The sequence below is a fragment of the Nonlabens sp. Asnod2-A12 genome (assembly GCF_045063745.1).
Taxonomy (GTDB): domain Bacteria; phylum Bacteroidota; class Bacteroidia; order Flavobacteriales; family Flavobacteriaceae; genus Nonlabens; species Nonlabens xylanidelens.
Genome location: NZ_JBEFOB010000003.1, coordinates 583,998 through 602,474 on the forward strand (window position 1 = coordinate 583,998; position 18,477 = coordinate 602,474).

The window sequence follows — 18,477 nt, forward strand, 5'->3', positions numbered from 1 at the left end:
AAGCCTTCACTTTTACTGCCCATAACCTTACTGTTTAATCAAATGCCATTAAACTTCAAAATTCATTATTCAATATTCGACATTCTTTAAAGTTCGAGTTCATTTTCTCAACTCTTTACTTAATTTCTTGTAAAATGCCGCTAGAACCATTCCTTCCTAGCTTATTTTTGTAAGACTTTTATGAGAAAAATATCTAACAAAACAATTCAGGATTTAGAATTTGATGTAGTACTACAGCAGGCTAGCACTTATTGTATTACAGAAGATGGTAAAACTGCCATTACTACTTTAAAACCTTTTACAAAACGCTTCTTAATAGAAAGAGAACTAGCCTTTACTAATGAGTATTTATGGTCTTTTTCTAGCGAGCATCGCATACCTAATCATGGCTTTGATCTGATAGAAAAAGAGCTACAGTTATTAGGCATCGATAACAGTACCCTGGATAAAGAAAGTATAAGAAGACTAGCCGTATTACCACGTACCGTAAACGAGCACATTAAATTCTTTAAGAAACTACAAGAGTTTTTCCCACAATTATACAAGCGTCTAGAACACATTACTTATAACGATATGATACCTACACAGGTAGATCTCGTTATGGACCGTTTTGGTGATATTAAAAATGACGCATCACCACATTTAAAAAACATTAGACGCGAGATGAATACCGTGCGAGGCCAGCTTAACGGTAGCTTTGGTCAGGCACTAAGTCATTATGGACAACTGGATTATCTAGATGAAATAAGAGAATCTGTAGTAGAAAACCGCCGTGTACTGGCCGTAAAAGCCATGTACAGACGCAAGGTAAAAGGTAAAATGATGGGTAGCTCTAAGACTGGAAGCATCTCCTACATTGAACCAGAACGCGTGTTAACGCTTTCGCGAAAGCTGTCAGAATTAGAAATAGAAGAACTAGAAGAAATCCAGAGAATTCTTAAAGAACTGACTGATTTTTTACGTGCCTTTATCCCAGAATTTGAAGAGTACAGAACCTATCTTACTCATACAGACGTCATAGCTGCAAAGGCTAAATATGGTCGTAAAATAAAAGGATGTTTACCCATGATGGTAGACCATCAAGAACTAGAACTGGTAGACGCTTATCACCCTTTATTATGGGTAGCAAATAATGAGCGTGGCGAGACTACCTATGCGCAAACCATAAGACTAGCTCCAGATAATAGAATTATAGTTATTTCTGGACCTAACGCAGGTGGTAAGTCCATTACTTTAAAGACTATAGGTTTACTTCAATTAATGATACAGACTGGTATGTTAATACCGGTACATGAAAAAAGTAGAATTTGCGTTTTTGAGCACGTACTTACAGACATAGGTGATAATCAAAGTATTGACAACCATTTAAGTACGTACAGTTATCGTTTAAAAAACATGCGCGGTTTTCTTAAAACGGCCAACGATAAAACGCTTTTCTTAATCGATGAATTCGGTACAGGATCTGACCCAGAACTAGGTGGCGCCCTGGCAGAAAGTATGCTAGAAGAGTTAAACAGCCGCAAGTCCTATGGTATCATTACCACGCATTATACAAATTTAAAGATGCTTGCAAACGAGTTGCCAGAAATGACTAATGCAAACATGCTCTTTGATTCTAGAACTTTGGAGCCTATTTATCAGTTACAATTAGGTGAGGCCGGTAGCTCATTTACCTTTGAAGTAGCACAAAAGAATGGTATTCCTTATTCGTTAATTAATAAGGCAAAGAAAAAAGTAGAACGAGGCAAAATACGTTTTGACAAGTCTATCGCAGCTTTACAGAAAGAAAGATCTAACCTGCGACGCAATAATGAGAGCCTACAAAATAAAGAGGTAAAAGCAACGCAGCGTGCTAATAAACTAGAAGATACACAAGAACGTGTGCAGCAAAAACTGCAAGATTTTCAAGAACTCTATGACGGTTACCAGCGTTATATTCAACTAGGTAAAAAATTTGATGGCCTGGCAGAAGCTTTTGAAAACAACAAAAAGAAAAAGCTATTACTAGACGAGCTTATGAAGCTGGTCATTACAGAAAATGTAAAACGTAAACCTGCAAAAAAAGAGGCTGCTCCTAACCGCAAAGCTGCAAAACAACAAAAAGGGAAACAAAAACAGGTAGAACACGAAGTAATACAAAAGGTTCAAAAAATAAGAACCGAAAAGATAAAAGCCAAAGTATCTCAAGTAAAAGAAGAAAAGGTACCAGATGTAGTCTTAAAATTAAATGACCGCGTGCGACTTTCTGGTTCTAAATCTATAGGTACCATAGACCAGATTGAAAAAGGAAAAGCAACGGTTAATTATGGCTTTTTCACGACTTTAGTTGCTCTAGAACAACTAGAAAAAGTAGGGAAATAAATGGAACGCAATCATGATATAGTATTATTTGATGGGGTTTGCAATCTTTGCAATAGTGCCATCTTATTTATTATAAAACGTGATAGAAAGGATCGTTTTAGATTTGCACCATTAGATAGCGATATAGGAAAAGAGTTACTTTCTCAACATCATATGGATTCTTCTAAGATAGATTCTATCGTATTGGTTAGTGGTGATTCCGCTTTCGCGAAAGCGGATGCCGCATTAAACATTGCAAAACATTTAAATCATTTGTGGCCAATACTCTACGTGTTTAAGATCGTACCTAGTTTTATATCTGACAAAATTTATGATTTTATTGCTAGAAATCGCTATAAATGGTTTGGTAAAAAAGAGAGTTGCATGATTCCTACACCAAATTTAACATCTAAGTTCCTATAGAAACTCTTCTAAACGTTAATTATTTAACGGTTTGATAGTATATTTAGCGCAAATATATTTACGTGAAAAATTTTTGGCCTGGATTATTAATATTCCTACTCTATTGCATGGGCTGCCTACTTGTATTGGGTTATTTCTTAGGTGATTTAAAAAGCGATGGTGTGCATGTACCAGCATTAAATGATACAGTAAATAAAAGCACCTCTATTTCTACAAATCCTATTGAGATTACCTCTTTAAAACCAAAAGAAGAAACAACTTTTAAAGAAGAGCTAAATACAATAGATACTGTAGTTGTAAAACCTAGTATCGTTACAAATGATTCTGTAAGTCTTTCAACTAAAACAGACACTAAAAACGATTTAAATATAGAACAAACCTCTACCGAATATGAGGCATTACCGTTCTCTGTATTTAATGAAGCAAAAGAAGTGCTCGTACCTTGTAATCTATTTGCTTTAATTTATGAAAATCGCAATAAAGTAAAAATTCCATACGGTTGTATAAATTATGGCGTGGAGATCAAAAAAATATTAAGTCTACACAAAGAATCTTCACTTACCATTACCGGCTATAGCTCTCCAGAAGAACCGTCTACTCTAGGTAAACAGCGTGCAGAGTATCTAAAAAAGTTACTGGTAGGAATAGGTATCGATAGATCTAGATTACATACTAATGCTTCTTTTCAAGATATCAATTATGTAAATGGTAAAGCAAATGGTGGTATTTTAATGCGCATAAACAATAGCGATTCCTTACCTATTACTTCTAGTATTTCTACTGCGCCTGCAAATAAAGAAATAACTGTCCAGACTACACGACCTACTGGTCCTTATGCTTATAAGAAATTCACCTCTGGTTATCAAGGAGATTACTTTTATGGGAACCAGTCTTTTACTTCTTATGTTAGTCAAATTAAAACCTATCTTAAGGATAACCCAAGTAAGAAAATTGAAATATATACTTATACAGATTCTGTAGGTAACGCTATCGATAATATGTCTATATCAAAAGCAAATTCTGCAACAGCGCAACGTATAGTTGCTCAATCTGGTATACCTGCTTATAAAATTAAATCAATATCTATGGGTGAAAAAGCCGTAAATGCCAGCGGTAGTAGTAAGTGTGTTATTTTAAAAGTTAAATAAAGTAGTTATGGAATTTATAGAAAATAACAGCAGTCTACTTCTGGTCATTTTTTTAATGATGTTAGGCGCATTTATAATAGGTTTTCTTTCTGGAAAATCTGGTATAGATACTACTGCTGCCGTTGTGAACAAAGAGTATACTCAAGAAAAGACTATTACCAGCACTATTACTACAGCTAAGAACACGATTACAAATCCAGATGACACCGACTTGCATCGTGTAGAAATAGCAGATATAAGTGAACCTGGTAAAATAAGAGCTATGAAAACCAGAGAACGTGCTGGTAGATTGAGCCAAGAAGTAAAAACGGAAATGGCTAATAAAACGATAGACTTCTCTAACATAGGCATAGGAGATAAATCACAAGCAGATGATTTTAAAAAGATAGTAGGTATAGGCAGCTTTGTAGAAGAGAAACTAAATACAATAGGTATTTATAACTACTCACAACTAGCTCAAATGACTGATGCAGATATCAATGCAATAACTAAAGTGATTGAGTTTTTTCCTGGTAGAATACACCGCGACGACTGGAAAGGACAGGCTAGAGATTTAATGACAAGTAAACAGAGCAGTACGGAAGTATAACTTTAAATACATCTACTTATTAAAATCCAAGTACAAAATAAACAAACTCTATGGATACCTACTAATAGAGCTAGTTTTCTCATTACTAGGTATCTCAAACTTATTCTATCAAGATAACATCTGGTGGACGCATTATATGCAACTATTATTTGGGTTATTATTTATAAGCTATTTTCTATACGGCTTATGGGGTCAGTATCTTACTATACAAAGTAAATCGGTAAGCTAAACTCCTTTGGGATTCCTATAAAAATGAATCTAAGCGATGTCATCTGGATTAAAAAATTCAATAAAGATTACACCTTAATTACCGAAGATAAAGAGTTTAAAATTAAAACAGACTGGATAGAAAAGTCCTCACTTTTAAAATTAAATAATGTGTTGCAGCAACTGGATTTACCTGTAGATAAAACTCCTTTTCACAGTAAATAGAAAGTACTACTTTTCTGTTTTCTTATTTTGCCAGTAATAGTAAACTCCTACTAGCTCGGTGAGAAAGCCTATTATTATCATACCCTTTGCTCCTAATATCTCAGTAAGGTACATGACAACACCTAATAAAACTATGATGCTGCCTAGAGCGATCATATAAATAGATCCTTTTTTATTCATACGGTAAAAATAAAGCCTTCTCGATAATTACCGAGAAGGCTTTGTTATAATTTTAAAATTCTGAATCTAGAAACTAAATCCTACTTGAAAACTAAACCTCAGTCCATCTTCTCCAGTAAATAAATTAAATGTGGCACCTATTGCATTAGAACTGTTTACCCAAAAACCACCACCGAAATCGTTATGCCATTTATCACTACTCTCACCATCTTGCCACACACGACCTACGTCTGCTCCACCGAATATTCCAATTTGCAACGGTACAAATCCTGTCTTAAACTCGTTAAAACTATATCTTACATCTGCACTACCAGCAAGAGCACTCTCTCCAGAGAATCGTTGTGTACGATAACCTCTTAAACCATTATTTTGTCCTACTTGAGCACTTTGATAAAACTGGTAATCGTCACCTATATTAAAAGTAGCTTGTGTAAGCGTTTTAAGAACTAGACTACGGCTGCGGTTTAATGCATTATAGAAACCTAGTTTAGGTTTAATAAAACCAAATGTATTTCCTAAGTCATCTTTATCTGCATTTATTCCTGCTACTATGTCAAAAATCATCCCTCGTGTTGGGTTCAATTTATTATCATAACTCTCATAATTGTAACCTCCATTTAATTCTAAGAACCACTTACGTTCAAAAAACTCAGGATCTTCCTCTGGCGTAGCAAATTGAGTTTCTAAGAATCTACCTTCATCTTCTTCTATTTCAAAACTCTGTATTTCTATACCACCTTTCACATTAGAACCGTATTCTCCTTTATAGCTAACACCTACTCCACCAGAGATCTCACTTAATCTCACACGATTAAAGTCAAAGTCTAAATCATCGTCTAGGTTTACCGTTTCATTTCCAAAACCGAAGAAATTCTCTGCAAACGTTGGGTTCGAGAACCTTGCTTTTACCGTAAGATTCATTTGATTAAATACACCTGCAAATGTTCCATTATAGTTGATATCAAAACCTTCTGTAGCAAAGTAATAACCTGCTCTTATTTGATGTACTCTAGTATTAGGGTTGCGGTTAAAGCCGTTTACAGTAAATGTATTTTGAACACCTATTTTAAAACCATCATCAGGATTAAAGCCTATAGCTGGTGTTAGTACATTTGATTTTAAAATACTCTTGCGTGGGTCGTACAAGTTTCTGTTATAACTGTCAGATAATCTAACTCTAGCACCGCCTTTATCTGTAAAAGTGTTCTTCTTAGTTTTATGATCATAAATAGAAATAGACTTTCCATTTTCTAGGTTATAAATATCATTATTTTGTCCACCTATTATTCTAACTTTTATACGGTCTTTACCACTTCCTACGGCCTCTATTATATCATCATCATCTAGTGCATATACCCAGATCTCTTTTGTGTCTTCCGCAAGGAATAAACGATCTACAACGACATCAGCTTTTTTACCATCTTTATTTCTAAAAATAGTTACTCTAGTCTTTCCGTCTTCTACTCTATCTACAACTACAAAGTCATCCTTATCTGTACCTGTTACAATAGCTAGATCTGATAAATAGTCATAATAACGCTCAGCAATTTTCACAATATTACCACGACGTATTTTCATGTTATTGATAATCTTCTGTGTGGATTCATCCGGATAAATTTCGGCAGGAAGTTCCTTAAACGCAGCTTCTATAGCCTCGTCACTTAAATTATCTTGTATAAATTGTGCTTGTTCTATCCACATGTCTCTGTCTGCTTCTTGAGCAAGACTGCGGTCTAGGTAAGATGCTGCACTATTGAACCATTTTACATTATCTAACTCTTCGTCATAAGTAGCAAACTGTTTAGTTATACCTATCATAGTTCTTAAAGTTGCAAATAAAGCACCATCAAAGTTAGAAAACACCTGATCCCTATCTCTAGGAATAGGTTTAAATGTACTGTTTCCATCCTTTTTAAACTGTGCCCATCTCCATTGATCCTGGTGTCTGTCCCAGTCTCCTAATAACATATCAAACATACGCGCTCTCACAAATGCTTCTTGATCTATTTTGTATTTTTCGTCCTCTCTTATTTTCTCAAAAATATCTGCGGTACTTTCTATATCGTCAGATTTCCCAAAACTAGGAATGTCTTTTTGATTCTCTTCTGGTCGTTCTACAAGCATATAAAGCTCGTCTCCATAATCGTTATTGTAATTTCCTAAAGCCTCTTGTTTAGGCACAAAATAAATTTCTGGATTGGTATGATACACGCCTATTGCATCACTTAATTTAGGCAATGTTAATGCCGCATATGGATGGGCAGCGGTATAGAAGTCAAAAAGAAGATCTTCGGCCGTCGTGTCTTCAAAAGATTCTGCTACGGTGTTTTCTTTAAAAACCGTAGTCTGTAAAAACTGCACGGCACTTTTCTTAAGTGCTCTTAGATTATATTCTTTTCCATCTTTTGCAACGAGTCTCAAAGAGCGAGTTTGGTGACCACCACCAGCTCTTTCTACTACTAGCCCACCTTTTAAGGTATCTAAAATTGCAACCTTTGCATTGATTTTAGTTCCGTAAAGATCTCTATATTTATTACCCCAGACAGATTCAAACACTGCGCTTTTTTCTACTCTTTCTTGATCGTATATACTCGCTTTCGCGAAAGCGGGATACTCATCTGGCAATGTCTCTAAATCAAACTCTACTGGTTTTTTAATAGCCTCATAAGTGAAAAGCAACTTTTCTTTTCCATTCTCAAAACCATAGTATCGCACCCAGCTACTGCCATCTTTCATAACATCTAGTCGAGCAAATCCCATACCACCGTAAGAAAATAAACCGTCATTACTTAGGGTTGCATAACTCTCCTTTGCACCACTACCAGAAACTATCTGTCGTATTCCATCATTTTCTATGTACTGTAAAGTATGCTCATGACCACTAGCAAAAATTATTCTAGGCGCAGCAGATGCTCTCGCTAGAGTAGTAATTCTATTAGTCATTTCTTGATATCTCTTATTCTGTTTATCTTGAGCACTAACACCACCACTAGTTCTAATTTGTGTGGCTAGTGAACCTAAAATAGGAATAGGTAATGCAGACTGTGATGGATATAAATGCTTAATTGCTGCATACTGCCCACCGTGTACACCGTTAGTAAATAATGGATGGTGTAATGCAAAAACTATAGTCTTATCCTGATTTTTCTTTAACTCGCCTTCTATCTCTAAGAAAAATTGCTCTCTTGTCTTAATTTGATCGCAGTTATCATTAATAGTTGGGTGATCATCCCATTTTGCAAGATACCACTGGCTGTCTACTATAATAAGTTGAATTTGCTTATTAATGTCAATACTATTAATAGGACAACCTACTTTAGGTTCCCAAATATTTTTATTATCCAGCGCCTTTTCTATGTAATCTTTTTCTCTATTTACATTATCTAGTCCTTCATCGTACCAGTCATGATTACCTGGTATAAAAACTGTAGAACCTTGAAATACTTTTGCCACATCTATTTGAGCATTCAGATGATTTTCGGCAACAGGTCTAAACTCGGTATCCTTTTCTGGCATACCTACTGGATAGATATTATCACCTAAAAATATAAGATGATCATTCTCTGTTTTTTGAGATTTAATATAACTTTCTAGCGCTATTAAACCATCACTTTTACCACCTATGGGAGACTTACCTACATCACCTATAAGATAGAATGACTTTTCTATTTCTAGCCCAGAAGGGAATTGCTCTTGAATCTCTTCTTTATATTGAGCTTTAAAACTGGCACATCCAGTAATAATTATTGCTATTAATAATAAAAGAATGTTATTTTTAGTCATAAGTTTGAGAATCATATTAATTTTAGCCCAAACAATAGGAATGAGCGATATTTTAAAAATTACTGACGATTTTGTATTAAATCTGTTAAAAAACCATCTCGATGAAAAATATGTGTATCATAATTATACACATACTCGACGAGTTGTTAAAAGTACACAGGAAATAATCGACAATTCTGAAATCAATGTTAAAGAGCAAAAAGGACTTCTACTTGCAGCATGGCTGCACGATACCGGTTATATTAAAGGTGCTGAAGGACATGAAGAAGAAAGCGCGCGCATCGCTGAGGAGTTTTTAAAAGAACAAAATGAAGATCAAAACTCTATAGACCTTGTTAAAAGACTTATTCTAGCGACTAAATTTAGCGGTGTTCCTGAATGTCCTCTAGAAGAAATTATTAGAGATGCAGACGCATCACACTTTGCTAAGGATTATTATAATGAAACTAGTGAGTTATTAAAACGCGAACTTAAACTAAGAGGTCGCGACTATACTGGTAAACAATGGCGCAAAGAGAACATAAAGGTTTTTACAGAAAAGCACCGTTATTACAGCGCTTATGCGATTAAAAACTGGAATACCGCAAAAAATAACAACCTACTTGACCTTATTAAAGCCAAAAAGAAAAAGAAAAATAAGATTGAAAAGGAACAGGTAAAAGTAGACCTTAAAAACCAGAGTCCAGAAAGGGCTATACAGACTCTTTTTAGAACCACGTTACGTAATCACATCAAGTTAAGTGATATTGCAGACACTAAGGCAAACATACTGCTGTCGGTAAATGCTATTATTATATCTCTAGCTCTAGCAAACATTATCCCTAAGCTGGATCAAATATCTAACCGTCATTTATTATGGCCTACTCTAGTTTTGATATTATTTTCTGTTGCGAGCATTGTTCTTTCTATTATGTCTACACGTCCTAATGTAACGAGTGGAGAATTTACAGATGAGCAAGTTCAAAAACGCGAAGTAAACCTACTCTTTTTCGGGAATTTTCATAAAGTCCCTTTTAAGAGATATGAAAAAGCAATAATGGGCTTACTAGATAATAAAGAAGAAGTTTACCAGTCTTTGCTTAAAGACTTATGGTTATTAGGTCTGGTATTGAACAGAAAGTATACTTTATTAAGATGGACGTACACCATCTTTATGGTAGGTATCATAACAAGTGTAATCGCTTTTATACTAGCTTTCTACACAACAGATTTTGAACAATTTACAAATGCAATTCCTTAACAAGGTCTTCATAAGTAAGTGTCCCACTGGCTACCTTCACGTCATAAAGTACATTTACTCTTAACGCTTTTAATCCTACAACACCTTGAACATCTTCTAGTTCGAGGTGTTCTATTTCTTTACCTAAAAGATTATTGTACTGTAAGAAACTAATATAACGCATGTACTCACGTTCTGTTTCTTTATTCGTATAAACGATAGCGATTTTACCTTTTTGGGTAATGCGCTCATCGGTTCCTTTAATATTAGCTTTATCTATACGCTTTTTGATCACCTCATAACGCGCATTGTAAGCACCATCTACATCAAAACGTTTTTCATCAATACGATATCTGATGCTTAGTGTGTTATCAAAAACTAAAATCATACTAGCCGCCTCTATTACGGTAGGCAAATTTTCTTGAACCGAATAGAATTTGTTCTCCATCTCTATCATGGTCTGTAATTGCCATAATCTCAAGTTGTATAAATAAACAACGTTAAATTCTTGATCTACAGCAACACTACTACCTACATAAATATTATGTTCTACACCATCGGTTTTAAAACGCTCAAAAAAGTGAGGGAATATTTCTTGAGCTTCTAACTGTCTTCTATCTATACATGCAGACAGAGATTCATTAATCGCTTGTACAGTGTTATCATAATCGTTTCTAGTTTTATAAATAACACCACTAGATTCGTCTATTTCTAATTGATAATCACCTACCATCTCTACAATTTTAGGAGATAATTGCATGAGGTGTTCCATTACAGGATTTATTTCTTCTGTAAGCAACTTAATGATATCTCTTTCAGAATTTGCATCTATACTGCCACTTTCTAATTCTTTGCGATATTCTAGTACACGATACGAGATTTGATCGTAGATGGGTAATTTTTCATACGCTTTCGCGAAAGCGAATATTTCACAAACCTTATCGAGTTGATTAAGTAAATCAAATTTAATAGCCTCGTTGCGAGCGTCACTACTACCTACTATATCAATCTGGCCGTATAATGGATGTACATCTTCAAATTTTACATCTTTAAAAGATTCACTTTGAGAATTGCGAGCACGAGCTTTTAATATTCTACGAGCTTCTCTCTCAAATTTCCATTGTACACTAGAATGTATAGAAGTACACTCTGTCTGTATTAACGCTTTTACACTGTTTTCATATTCCTGCTCTGTACGTATCAAAGCTGCTTTAATATAGCCAGCAATACTGTCTATTTTTATGACATTAAAACTGTTAAGAGCAAATTTCTTTTTACTGACTATTTCTAGTATTCCTATTAACTTTTTTGACTTTGTAATAGGATAAAAAATAGCACTTTTAATATCGTTTTTAAGCAGATTATCTGTTAGAAATTTATTTTGAATTTTTGCTCCATAATCTTCTACATCAGTGATAACTAACGGCTCAAATTCTTCTATTAAGAGTTGATAACTATGTGCACAAAGAGCGTTATCACAGTGTTTCTCATGACTGTCTGCAAGTAAAAAACTTTCTGAATCATGATAACCTACAGACTCAAATGTTTTATCATAATTATCATAAGACGTAAATCCTACACGTAGATTTTCTAAGTTAAAAATGTTTCTAAAAATAGATTCCATTTTTTCTGTCTGGTCCTTCTTACTATTAGTAGAATCTAAGAGAACCGTTTTTAAGTCAGAAATTGCGGCATCCATAGTAACGTCAGTAAAATTAACGATACCAAAGCCATTAAAAGTATAACTACCTTTAGGAAAACCTTTTTTCCATAACTCTTCATCATCAGGAGATCTAAGGAGGTTTTTTATGTCTTTTTCAGATAATCGATAACGTTCATCGTTTAATTCTATATCTACAAAATCTGCATTATAAGCGACGCGATATGTTCGGTTAACACCATTTGCGTCAGGTATTTTTATTAATATAGGTCTACCTAAATCAATAGATTTACCATATAACTGATTGAGTATAACACCACAAGACATTCTAAAAGTGTCAAATGAGTTATCTGTCATGATGAGCAGCTTAAAATCTTCTCCAGCATCTTTAAATATATTTTTAAGACGCTCTGTTTTATTAAATAAAATATCAGAAAACGGTATGGTTGCTGCTTTTATCTCATTAAGAGTCAGGGCTGCTGGAAAAAGATCTGAGAGTAAAACATTAATAGACTCTTTATGTATAGCAAGCTCATCTTCTTGAATACCATTAACAAGCTCTTCATGCTCATCTACATATTGAAGTATAGACGAGATGTATAATTTCTTAAAATTACTCTCTTCATGCTGTAAACGAGTGACATACTGATCTACAACCTTTTTAAAGGTTAAGTTCACATTCATATATCCACCGTCGTAATTTCTTCTCATATTACAAAGATACCTTATCTCTTTAATCACCATAGATTATGGTGTTAATTTTTGATTTCTTTAACCAGTACTTTACACATAAATCAATTATTTTAGCCGAAAATCCAATTTCATGAAGTACGCACTGATTCTTTTCACCTTTTTTGCCATAAACCAATGTAATGAAAAAGCAAAAGAAACGCATTTTATAGATGGTAACGCACCTGGAGTAGCAAACGGTATGCGTGTTTACATGAATGCACTGGATGAAAACGGTCGTTCCATTCCTGTAGATACCAACATTGTAATGAACGAGAAATTCTTCTTTGACAAAAAAGAAGAATTAGAATCAGAACAAATGAGGTTCCTTACCATAGATGGTAGTGAGGGAAACATCGTTCTTTTAATTAAAAATGAAAATATCCAAGTAAACGTAAAGAAGGATTCTCTATTTGCTAGTGAAGTAACCGGTAGTGCCTCTAACAAGGCTCTAGAAGATTTTAAATCTAAACAAGCTGCGTATACTGTAAAAGCAAAGTCTTTTAATACACAAAGATCTACAGCTATGAAAAGTCAGGATGTAGAATCCATGACTAGTGTTAATAATCAATGGATGGCGGCAGAGCTAGATTTTAAATCGTACTCTACAAATTTAATAACTACTAATAATAAGAGTATCGTTGCTCCTATGATTTTAGGTGAATTACTTAAAAACAAATTAGTAGATTCTAAAGGTGCTCGTGAACTTTACAACACCTTTGACCCTAGTATTCAAAATTCTTTAATGGCTACTAGAATTGATATGTATTTAAGTAAGGAAGAGTCTGTAGCTATAGGAGCAAAAGCCCCTGACTTTGAAGGAGCAGATCCTGATGGTAAAATGATCAAACTTAATGAAGTATTAGGTAAAGTTACATTGATTGATTTTTGGGCATCCTGGTGTGGACCATGTAGACGTGAAAATCCTAATGTAGTGGCAGCTTATAACAAATACCACGACAAAGGTTTTAACATCATAAGTGTATCTCTAGATCGTAAAGGTGGTGATAAGGCATGGAAAGCTGCTATCATTAAAGATAAAATGGACTGGAATCACGTTTCTAGGTTGCAGTACTTTGGACCGATAGCACAATTATATAATGTAAGTGCTATTCCTTCTACCTTTTTACTAGATGAAAATGGAATTATTATAGAGACCAATCTTAGAGGACAGCAATTACACGATAAACTAGAGGAGCTTTTAAACTAATAGAATCTGGGTATCTAGCGATTTCCTGTAAATCGCATTAAAATAAACAATACAATTATCGCGGCTAGTAAACCTATCGCGGTGATGGTATTGGTGTACACTACATCAAAATCGTAAACTAATGTTAGTATAAAACCGGCTACTGCTCCACCAAAATGAGCATCGTGCCCTATATTATCGTTTAATTTTTTCATTCCATAGAAGGAGTATATTAAGTATCCAATTCCAAAAACATAACCTGGTACAAAATATATAGTCATTCCTGGATCTAGAAGAATACCGCTATAAATAATTCCTGAAACCGCACCACTAGCACCTAGCGCGCTATAGTGATACTCATCTTTATGAAATAAATAGCTCAAAAAATTACCTCCTAGAAGACTGACTAAATAAATAATTAGAAATTTTATATCGCCTAATTCCTTGACTACTGCACCAGAAAAGAAAAATAGTGTCAACATGTTAAAGAAAAGATGACGCTGGTCTGCATGCAAGAAACCACTCGTAAAAAAGCGCCATTGCTCACCTCTCTCTATTCCTGCAATATTGAAAAGGTATTTACTTCTAAAACTATAATCTTGAAATCCTTTGAAGCTAATAATTAAATTAGCAGCTATTACAACTATAGTGACTATATCTAGATTGTACATGTTTAAATTTATAAGATACAAGATAGTATATTTGTTTAAAATTCATAGATGCAAGCCTTGGCTTTTTACCTTATATACCCCATTCTTTGGGTGATCTCTAGATTACCTTTTCCTATAGTCTATTTAATAAGTGATTTCTTCTACTTTATCACCTATTATGTAATCGGTTACCGCAAAGAGGTTATTAGGAATAATATCAAAACTGCTTTTCCAGAAAAGGACGATAAAGAGATCACTAGGTTAGCTAAAAAAAGCACCCAACACTTTTGCGACATTTTTATAGAGATGATAAAATCTATGGGAATGAGTAAAGAATCTATGAAAAAGAGATTTACTTGTAGCAATCCTGAAATGGTTAACGCTTTCGCGAAAGCGAAACAACCCATAATAATAATGTTCGGACATCAAGCTAGTTATGAATGGACTATGGTTCTAGATGACGTGTTAGATTATAAAGTTTATGCGGTATATAAACCTCTTAAAAATAAGAAGTTCAATGATCTTATAGTTAACATAAGAAAAAAGTTTAATAGTGAAATGGTAGCAATGAAACAAGCTACGGCACTTATGAGCAAATCTGTAGAAAATGAAGCAGCCTTATTTGCATTAATTGCAGACCAATCTCCTAAAGCTGGACGTGCACAATATTTTACTAATTTCTTTAATAAACCTAGTGCAGTTTTTAAAGGCGCAGAGCGTATTGCTATAGAGCACGGTACTGCAGTAGTATTTCTTAAAGTAAAGAAAGTTAAACGAGGTTATTACGAGACGGAATTTGTGACCATATCAAAAAATGGATCAGATACAAAGGACTGGGAAATAACCGATAAATTTTTCCAGTTGCTTGAAGAACAAATCGTCAAGCAACCAGAATATTATTTATGGTCTCACAAGAGATGGAAATCTACTCTTGAGAATACTAAGCGTGCTGTTGAGCTATCACCTCTAATTCAGCAATAAAACGATCTGCTAGATCATCTGCTGTTTTTTGAGATGGTGCTTCTGTATAGATACGTATAATAGGTTCTGTATTTGATTTTCTCATGTGTACCCACTGGTCTGCAAAATCTATTTTTATACCGTCTATGCTTGTTACCTCTTCGCTCTTATATTGAGTATGAATATCTTCTAAAATAGCATCTACTGGCATTCCTTTTACCAGCTGTACTTTTTTCTTACTCATAAAATAAGATGGGTAACTAGCTCTTAATTCACTTACTTTCATTTTCTTTTCTGTAAGTAAAGAGAGAAACATAGCAACACCTACTAATGCATCGCGACCGTAATGAGAATCTGGATAGATAATACCACCATTACCTTCTCCACCTATAACAGCGCCTTGATCTTTCATTTTTTGAACGACGTTCACCTCTCCTACTGCAGCAGCATAATAGATACCACCGTGCTTTTCTGTCACATCTCTCAATGCTCTGGAAGAAGACAGGTTAGAAACGGTATTACCTTTATTATGTCCTAGAATATAATCTGCACAAGCTACAAGTGTGTATTCTTCTCCAAACATTTCTCCAGTCTCATCTACAAATGCCAGCCTATCCACATCTGGATCTACCGTTATACCAAAGTGTGCGTTGTGTGTCTTTACCGCTTTACATAAATCTCCTAAATGTTCTTTAAGAGGTTCTGGATTGTGAGGGAAATGCCCGGTAGGATCGCAGTACAACTCTACCACTTCTACTCCTAGCGCTTTACATAGTGCAGGGATAGCAATACCACCTGTACTATTTACACCATCTACAACAACTTTAAAACCAGCTGCTTTTATAGCATCTATTTGTGTAACTGGCATATCCAGCACCATTTTGATATGTCTGTCGATATAATTTTCTATGACTTCTACCGTTCCTAGGTCATCAACATCTGCATAACTGAAATCTTCTTTCTCTGCAGAATCTAGTATTTTCTGTCCTTCAGCACCGTTTAAGAATTCTCCTTTATTATTTAATAATTTTAAAGCATTCCATTGCTTAGGGTTATGACTTGCTGTTAAAATAATACCACCATCGGCATTTTCATTAGGCACAGCCAGTTCTACTGTAGGCGTGGTACTTAAACCTAAATCAACAATATGGCATCCCATACCTATTAAGGTATTTTGCACCAGTGACTGTATCATCGCACCACTTATTCTAGCATCTCTACCTATTACAACTTTAGGGGCTGATTTTCCAGAATTTTCTTTGATCCATATAGCATATGCACTGGCAAATTTTACAGCATCTAGTGGTGTAAGGTTATCGCCAGGTGCACCACCTATGGTACCACGTATTCCTGATATAGATTTTATAAGAGTCATTATATATTACTTTACATTTACAACAAAAGTAATCTTTCTAAAAAGCAATCCCCAATTAAGCCTATGAATTATCTCGCTCACATATATTTATCAAAAGAAGACAAAGAGTTAAGAATAGGAAATTTTATAGCAGATTCTGTCAGAGGTAAAAACTTTAGCATGTTTCCTGATCGTGTGGCACAAGGAATTATACTGCATAGACATATTGATACTTTTACAGACACACATCCTATAGTACGACAAAGTAAGGATTTAATAAGAGGTGAATATGGACACTGGAGCAGTGTAATAGTAGATATTTATTACGATCATTTTCTAGCTGCAAACTGGTCAGATTTTCACAACCAGCCTCTAGATGAATATGTGCAAGGTTTTTACAAGGACTTGCATGATAGTTATAGTATTTTACCAGATAAAGTACAAAAATTCTTACCTTATATGGTAGAGCAAAATTGGATTAATAGTTATGCAACTGTAGATGGTATTTCTAGAATTTTTCATCAAATGAATGAAAGAACTAAAGGAAGAAGTAAAATGAACTTTGCTCCCATAGATTTAATGAAGTATTACAATGAACTAGAGCGTCACTTCAGAGCATTTTTTGAAGATCTAGAGTTTCATGTTAAGCAACGTATGTTAGAGTTGTAAGAAAGCAAGCGTTTTAAAACGTATCTCTTTATTTTGGAGATTACTTTAATGAAAATATGATTTTGTTTACTCTTTTACTCGTACTCGGTACTAGTTACAAACTAGCACTAGCCGTTGTGTGTATTGGCGCCAGCAAGGGATTTTAAACCATCAACTATTCTGATCCATTACCAATCATCCTCAATATCTTCTATAATCGGACATTGTTCAGAAAAATCGGAATCCCTTTCGATTATAAAAGGGTTTTCAAGTTTATTACTCATATAAAAACTACCATGTTTTATTAAGTCTGTTAATTTTTCTATTTCCCATTCGGTTTTATCAATATTAGATCCAAAAAAGAAAGCATCTTCTTCTCCATTAGATATTTCAAAAGTATTTGAATAATTTTTATTACCTAAAAAAAGAGTGTCCTTATTATGTGTTATAAATAAATTTTTGTGCTCATTTTTTATAATTACCGTCTCATTTGAAAAATTACTTACGCCAATATGAATTTCTATATATGGGCTTGAAAACGGAGGAGTATTTTCGCCATAATTCCTAATTTGTAAACACTTTAAACTATAGTTAACTTTACTTCTATTACAAGAAACTAGGGCCAGTCCAAAAATTAATATAAAGATGTATTTCATAATTTACCTATTTTAACTACAAACTCTTTTCTTTTTGATTCTCTCAACTCTTGGTCTTCAATTCCCTTAATCATATCAAAGATTGCATTAGTTGTATTAGTCTGTTAATTCTCAGCTGTATTTTATAGTATTCTGAGAAAATTTCTGTATCATAAATATTTAAATGTATTAATATAGCCCTTGCTAGCGCTAGTGCTCGTTTCTAACGAGTACCAAACCAACCAATTAAGAATAGAGTTTAATCAATTCTATAAAACGCTACATAAAAGTAAAACATAAATTTAGACTTAAAAAAACATTACTAACTTTCTTTACTTTACTCTTTTGCTAATGCTCGATACCAGTTAAAAACTGGCACTAGCGGCTTTGGATACTGGTGCCAGCAGGAGACAAAACTATTAATGGAAAGCAGTTGTTGTAAAACAGTCTCTAGTTCTTACTAAGTTTCTAAAAAAAACACATGTATCATTTCTTAGAGATAGATCTTTGGAGTATAGATTTACCATGACATCTATCT

At 34.2% G+C, this 18,477-nt stretch carries 15 protein-coding genes; 9 read left to right on the forward strand and 6 right to left on the reverse strand.

The genetic code is table 11. From position 1 onward, the window contains the following. Nucleotides 1–180 precede the first annotated feature (180 nt). The 5 genes from ACJJVJ_RS02745 to ACJJVJ_RS02765 all read left to right on the forward strand — a co-directional run bounded on the left by ACJJVJ_RS02745 (nt 181) and on the right by ACJJVJ_RS02765 (nt 4,932). Complete coding sequence (locus tag ACJJVJ_RS02745) at nt 181–2,361, forward strand: endonuclease MutS2 (protein ID WP_405368816.1); 2,181 nt, start codon at nt 181–183, stop codon at nt 2,359–2,361. Beyond that, nucleotides 2,362–2,763 (forward strand): thiol-disulfide oxidoreductase DCC family protein, encoded by a 402-nt coding sequence (locus tag ACJJVJ_RS02750; RefSeq protein WP_104515053.1) that lies wholly within the window; start codon nt 2,362–2,364, stop codon nt 2,761–2,763. It begins immediately after the preceding gene. A 62-nt stretch (nt 2,764–2,825) separates the two neighbouring features. Further along, complete coding sequence (locus ACJJVJ_RS02755; RefSeq protein WP_405368818.1) at nt 2,826–3,911, forward strand: OmpA family protein; 1,086 nt, start codon at nt 2,826–2,828, stop codon at nt 3,909–3,911. 7 nt (nt 3,912–3,918) lie between these two features. Then, a complete protein-coding gene (locus ACJJVJ_RS02760) occupies nt 3,919–4,500 on the forward strand; it encodes a hypothetical protein (protein ID WP_104515055.1) in 582 nt (193 codons plus the stop codon). Between the two features lie 252 nt (nt 4,501–4,752). Further along, complete coding sequence (locus tag ACJJVJ_RS02765) at nt 4,753–4,932, forward strand: hypothetical protein (RefSeq protein ID WP_405368820.1); 180 nt, start codon at nt 4,753–4,755, stop codon at nt 4,930–4,932. Between the two features lie 6 nt (nt 4,933–4,938). On the opposite strand, the gene ACJJVJ_RS02770 is transcribed toward ACJJVJ_RS02765, so the two are convergent. Both ACJJVJ_RS02770 and ACJJVJ_RS02775 read right to left on the reverse strand, forming a co-directional pair. Beyond that, the gene (locus ACJJVJ_RS02770; protein WP_170034541.1) at nt 4,939–5,112 is read right to left on the reverse strand and encodes a hypothetical protein; all 174 of its coding nucleotides are present in this window, start codon (nt 5,110–5,112) and stop codon (nt 4,939–4,941) included. 66 nt (nt 5,113–5,178) lie between these two features. Then, nucleotides 5,179–8,895 carry a metallophosphoesterase gene (locus ACJJVJ_RS02775; protein ID WP_405368822.1) on the reverse strand — a complete coding sequence of 1,239 codons (3,717 nt, stop codon included), beginning with the start codon at nt 8,893–8,895 and terminating at the stop codon, nt 5,179–5,181. A 40-nt stretch (nt 8,896–8,935) separates the two neighbouring features. Between ACJJVJ_RS02775 and ACJJVJ_RS02780 the strand changes: the two genes are divergently transcribed. Then, nucleotides 8,936–10,135, forward strand: a complete 1,200-nt coding sequence (locus ACJJVJ_RS02780; RefSeq protein WP_104515058.1) for a Pycsar system effector family protein — start codon at nt 8,936–8,938, stop codon at nt 10,133–10,135. Here ACJJVJ_RS02780 and ACJJVJ_RS02785 read toward each other — a convergent pair. Beyond that, a complete protein-coding gene (locus tag ACJJVJ_RS02785; protein ID WP_405368824.1) occupies nt 10,116–12,485 on the reverse strand; it encodes a GAF domain-containing protein in 2,370 nt (789 codons plus the stop codon). The genes ACJJVJ_RS02780 and ACJJVJ_RS02785 overlap by 20 nt on opposite strands. Before the next feature lie 112 nt (nt 12,486–12,597). Between ACJJVJ_RS02785 and ACJJVJ_RS02790 the strand changes: the two genes are divergently transcribed. After that, on the forward strand, nt 12,598–13,713 hold the full coding sequence (locus tag ACJJVJ_RS02790) for a redoxin domain-containing protein (RefSeq protein ID WP_405368826.1): 1,116 nt from the start codon (nt 12,598–12,600) through the stop codon (nt 13,711–13,713). Nucleotides 13,714–13,727: 14 nt separating this feature from the next. Here the strand turns inward: ACJJVJ_RS02790 and ACJJVJ_RS02795 are convergent, their stop codons facing one another. Then, nucleotides 13,728–14,363, reverse strand: a complete 636-nt coding sequence (locus tag ACJJVJ_RS02795) for a rhomboid family intramembrane serine protease (RefSeq protein WP_405368828.1) — start codon at nt 14,361–14,363, stop codon at nt 13,728–13,730. 48 nt (nt 14,364–14,411) lie between these two features. Here ACJJVJ_RS02795 and ACJJVJ_RS02800 point away from each other — a divergent pair, with 48 nt between their 5' ends. Continuing rightward, nucleotides 14,412–15,323 (forward strand): lysophospholipid acyltransferase family protein, encoded by a 912-nt coding sequence (locus tag ACJJVJ_RS02800; protein WP_405368830.1) that lies wholly within the window; start codon nt 14,412–14,414, stop codon nt 15,321–15,323. Here ACJJVJ_RS02800 and glmM read toward each other — a convergent pair. Further along, nucleotides 15,283–16,677, reverse strand: a complete 1,395-nt coding sequence (glmM, locus tag ACJJVJ_RS02805) for a phosphoglucosamine mutase (protein WP_104515063.1) — start codon at nt 16,675–16,677, stop codon at nt 15,283–15,285. The genes ACJJVJ_RS02800 and glmM overlap by 41 nt on opposite strands. A gap of 63 nt (nt 16,678–16,740) precedes the next feature. Here glmM and ACJJVJ_RS02810 point away from each other — a divergent pair, with 63 nt between their 5' ends. Continuing rightward, entirely contained in the window at nt 16,741–17,325 is a 585-nt protein-coding gene (locus ACJJVJ_RS02810; protein WP_405368833.1) for an ACP phosphodiesterase, read from the forward strand. A 167-nt stretch (nt 17,326–17,492) separates the two neighbouring features. On the opposite strand, the gene ACJJVJ_RS02815 is transcribed toward ACJJVJ_RS02810, so the two are convergent. Next, nucleotides 17,493–17,960 carry a hypothetical protein gene (locus tag ACJJVJ_RS02815; RefSeq protein ID WP_405368835.1) on the reverse strand — a complete coding sequence of 156 codons (468 nt, stop codon included), beginning with the start codon at nt 17,958–17,960 and terminating at the stop codon, nt 17,493–17,495. Nucleotides 17,961–18,477: the final 517 nt, after the last annotated feature.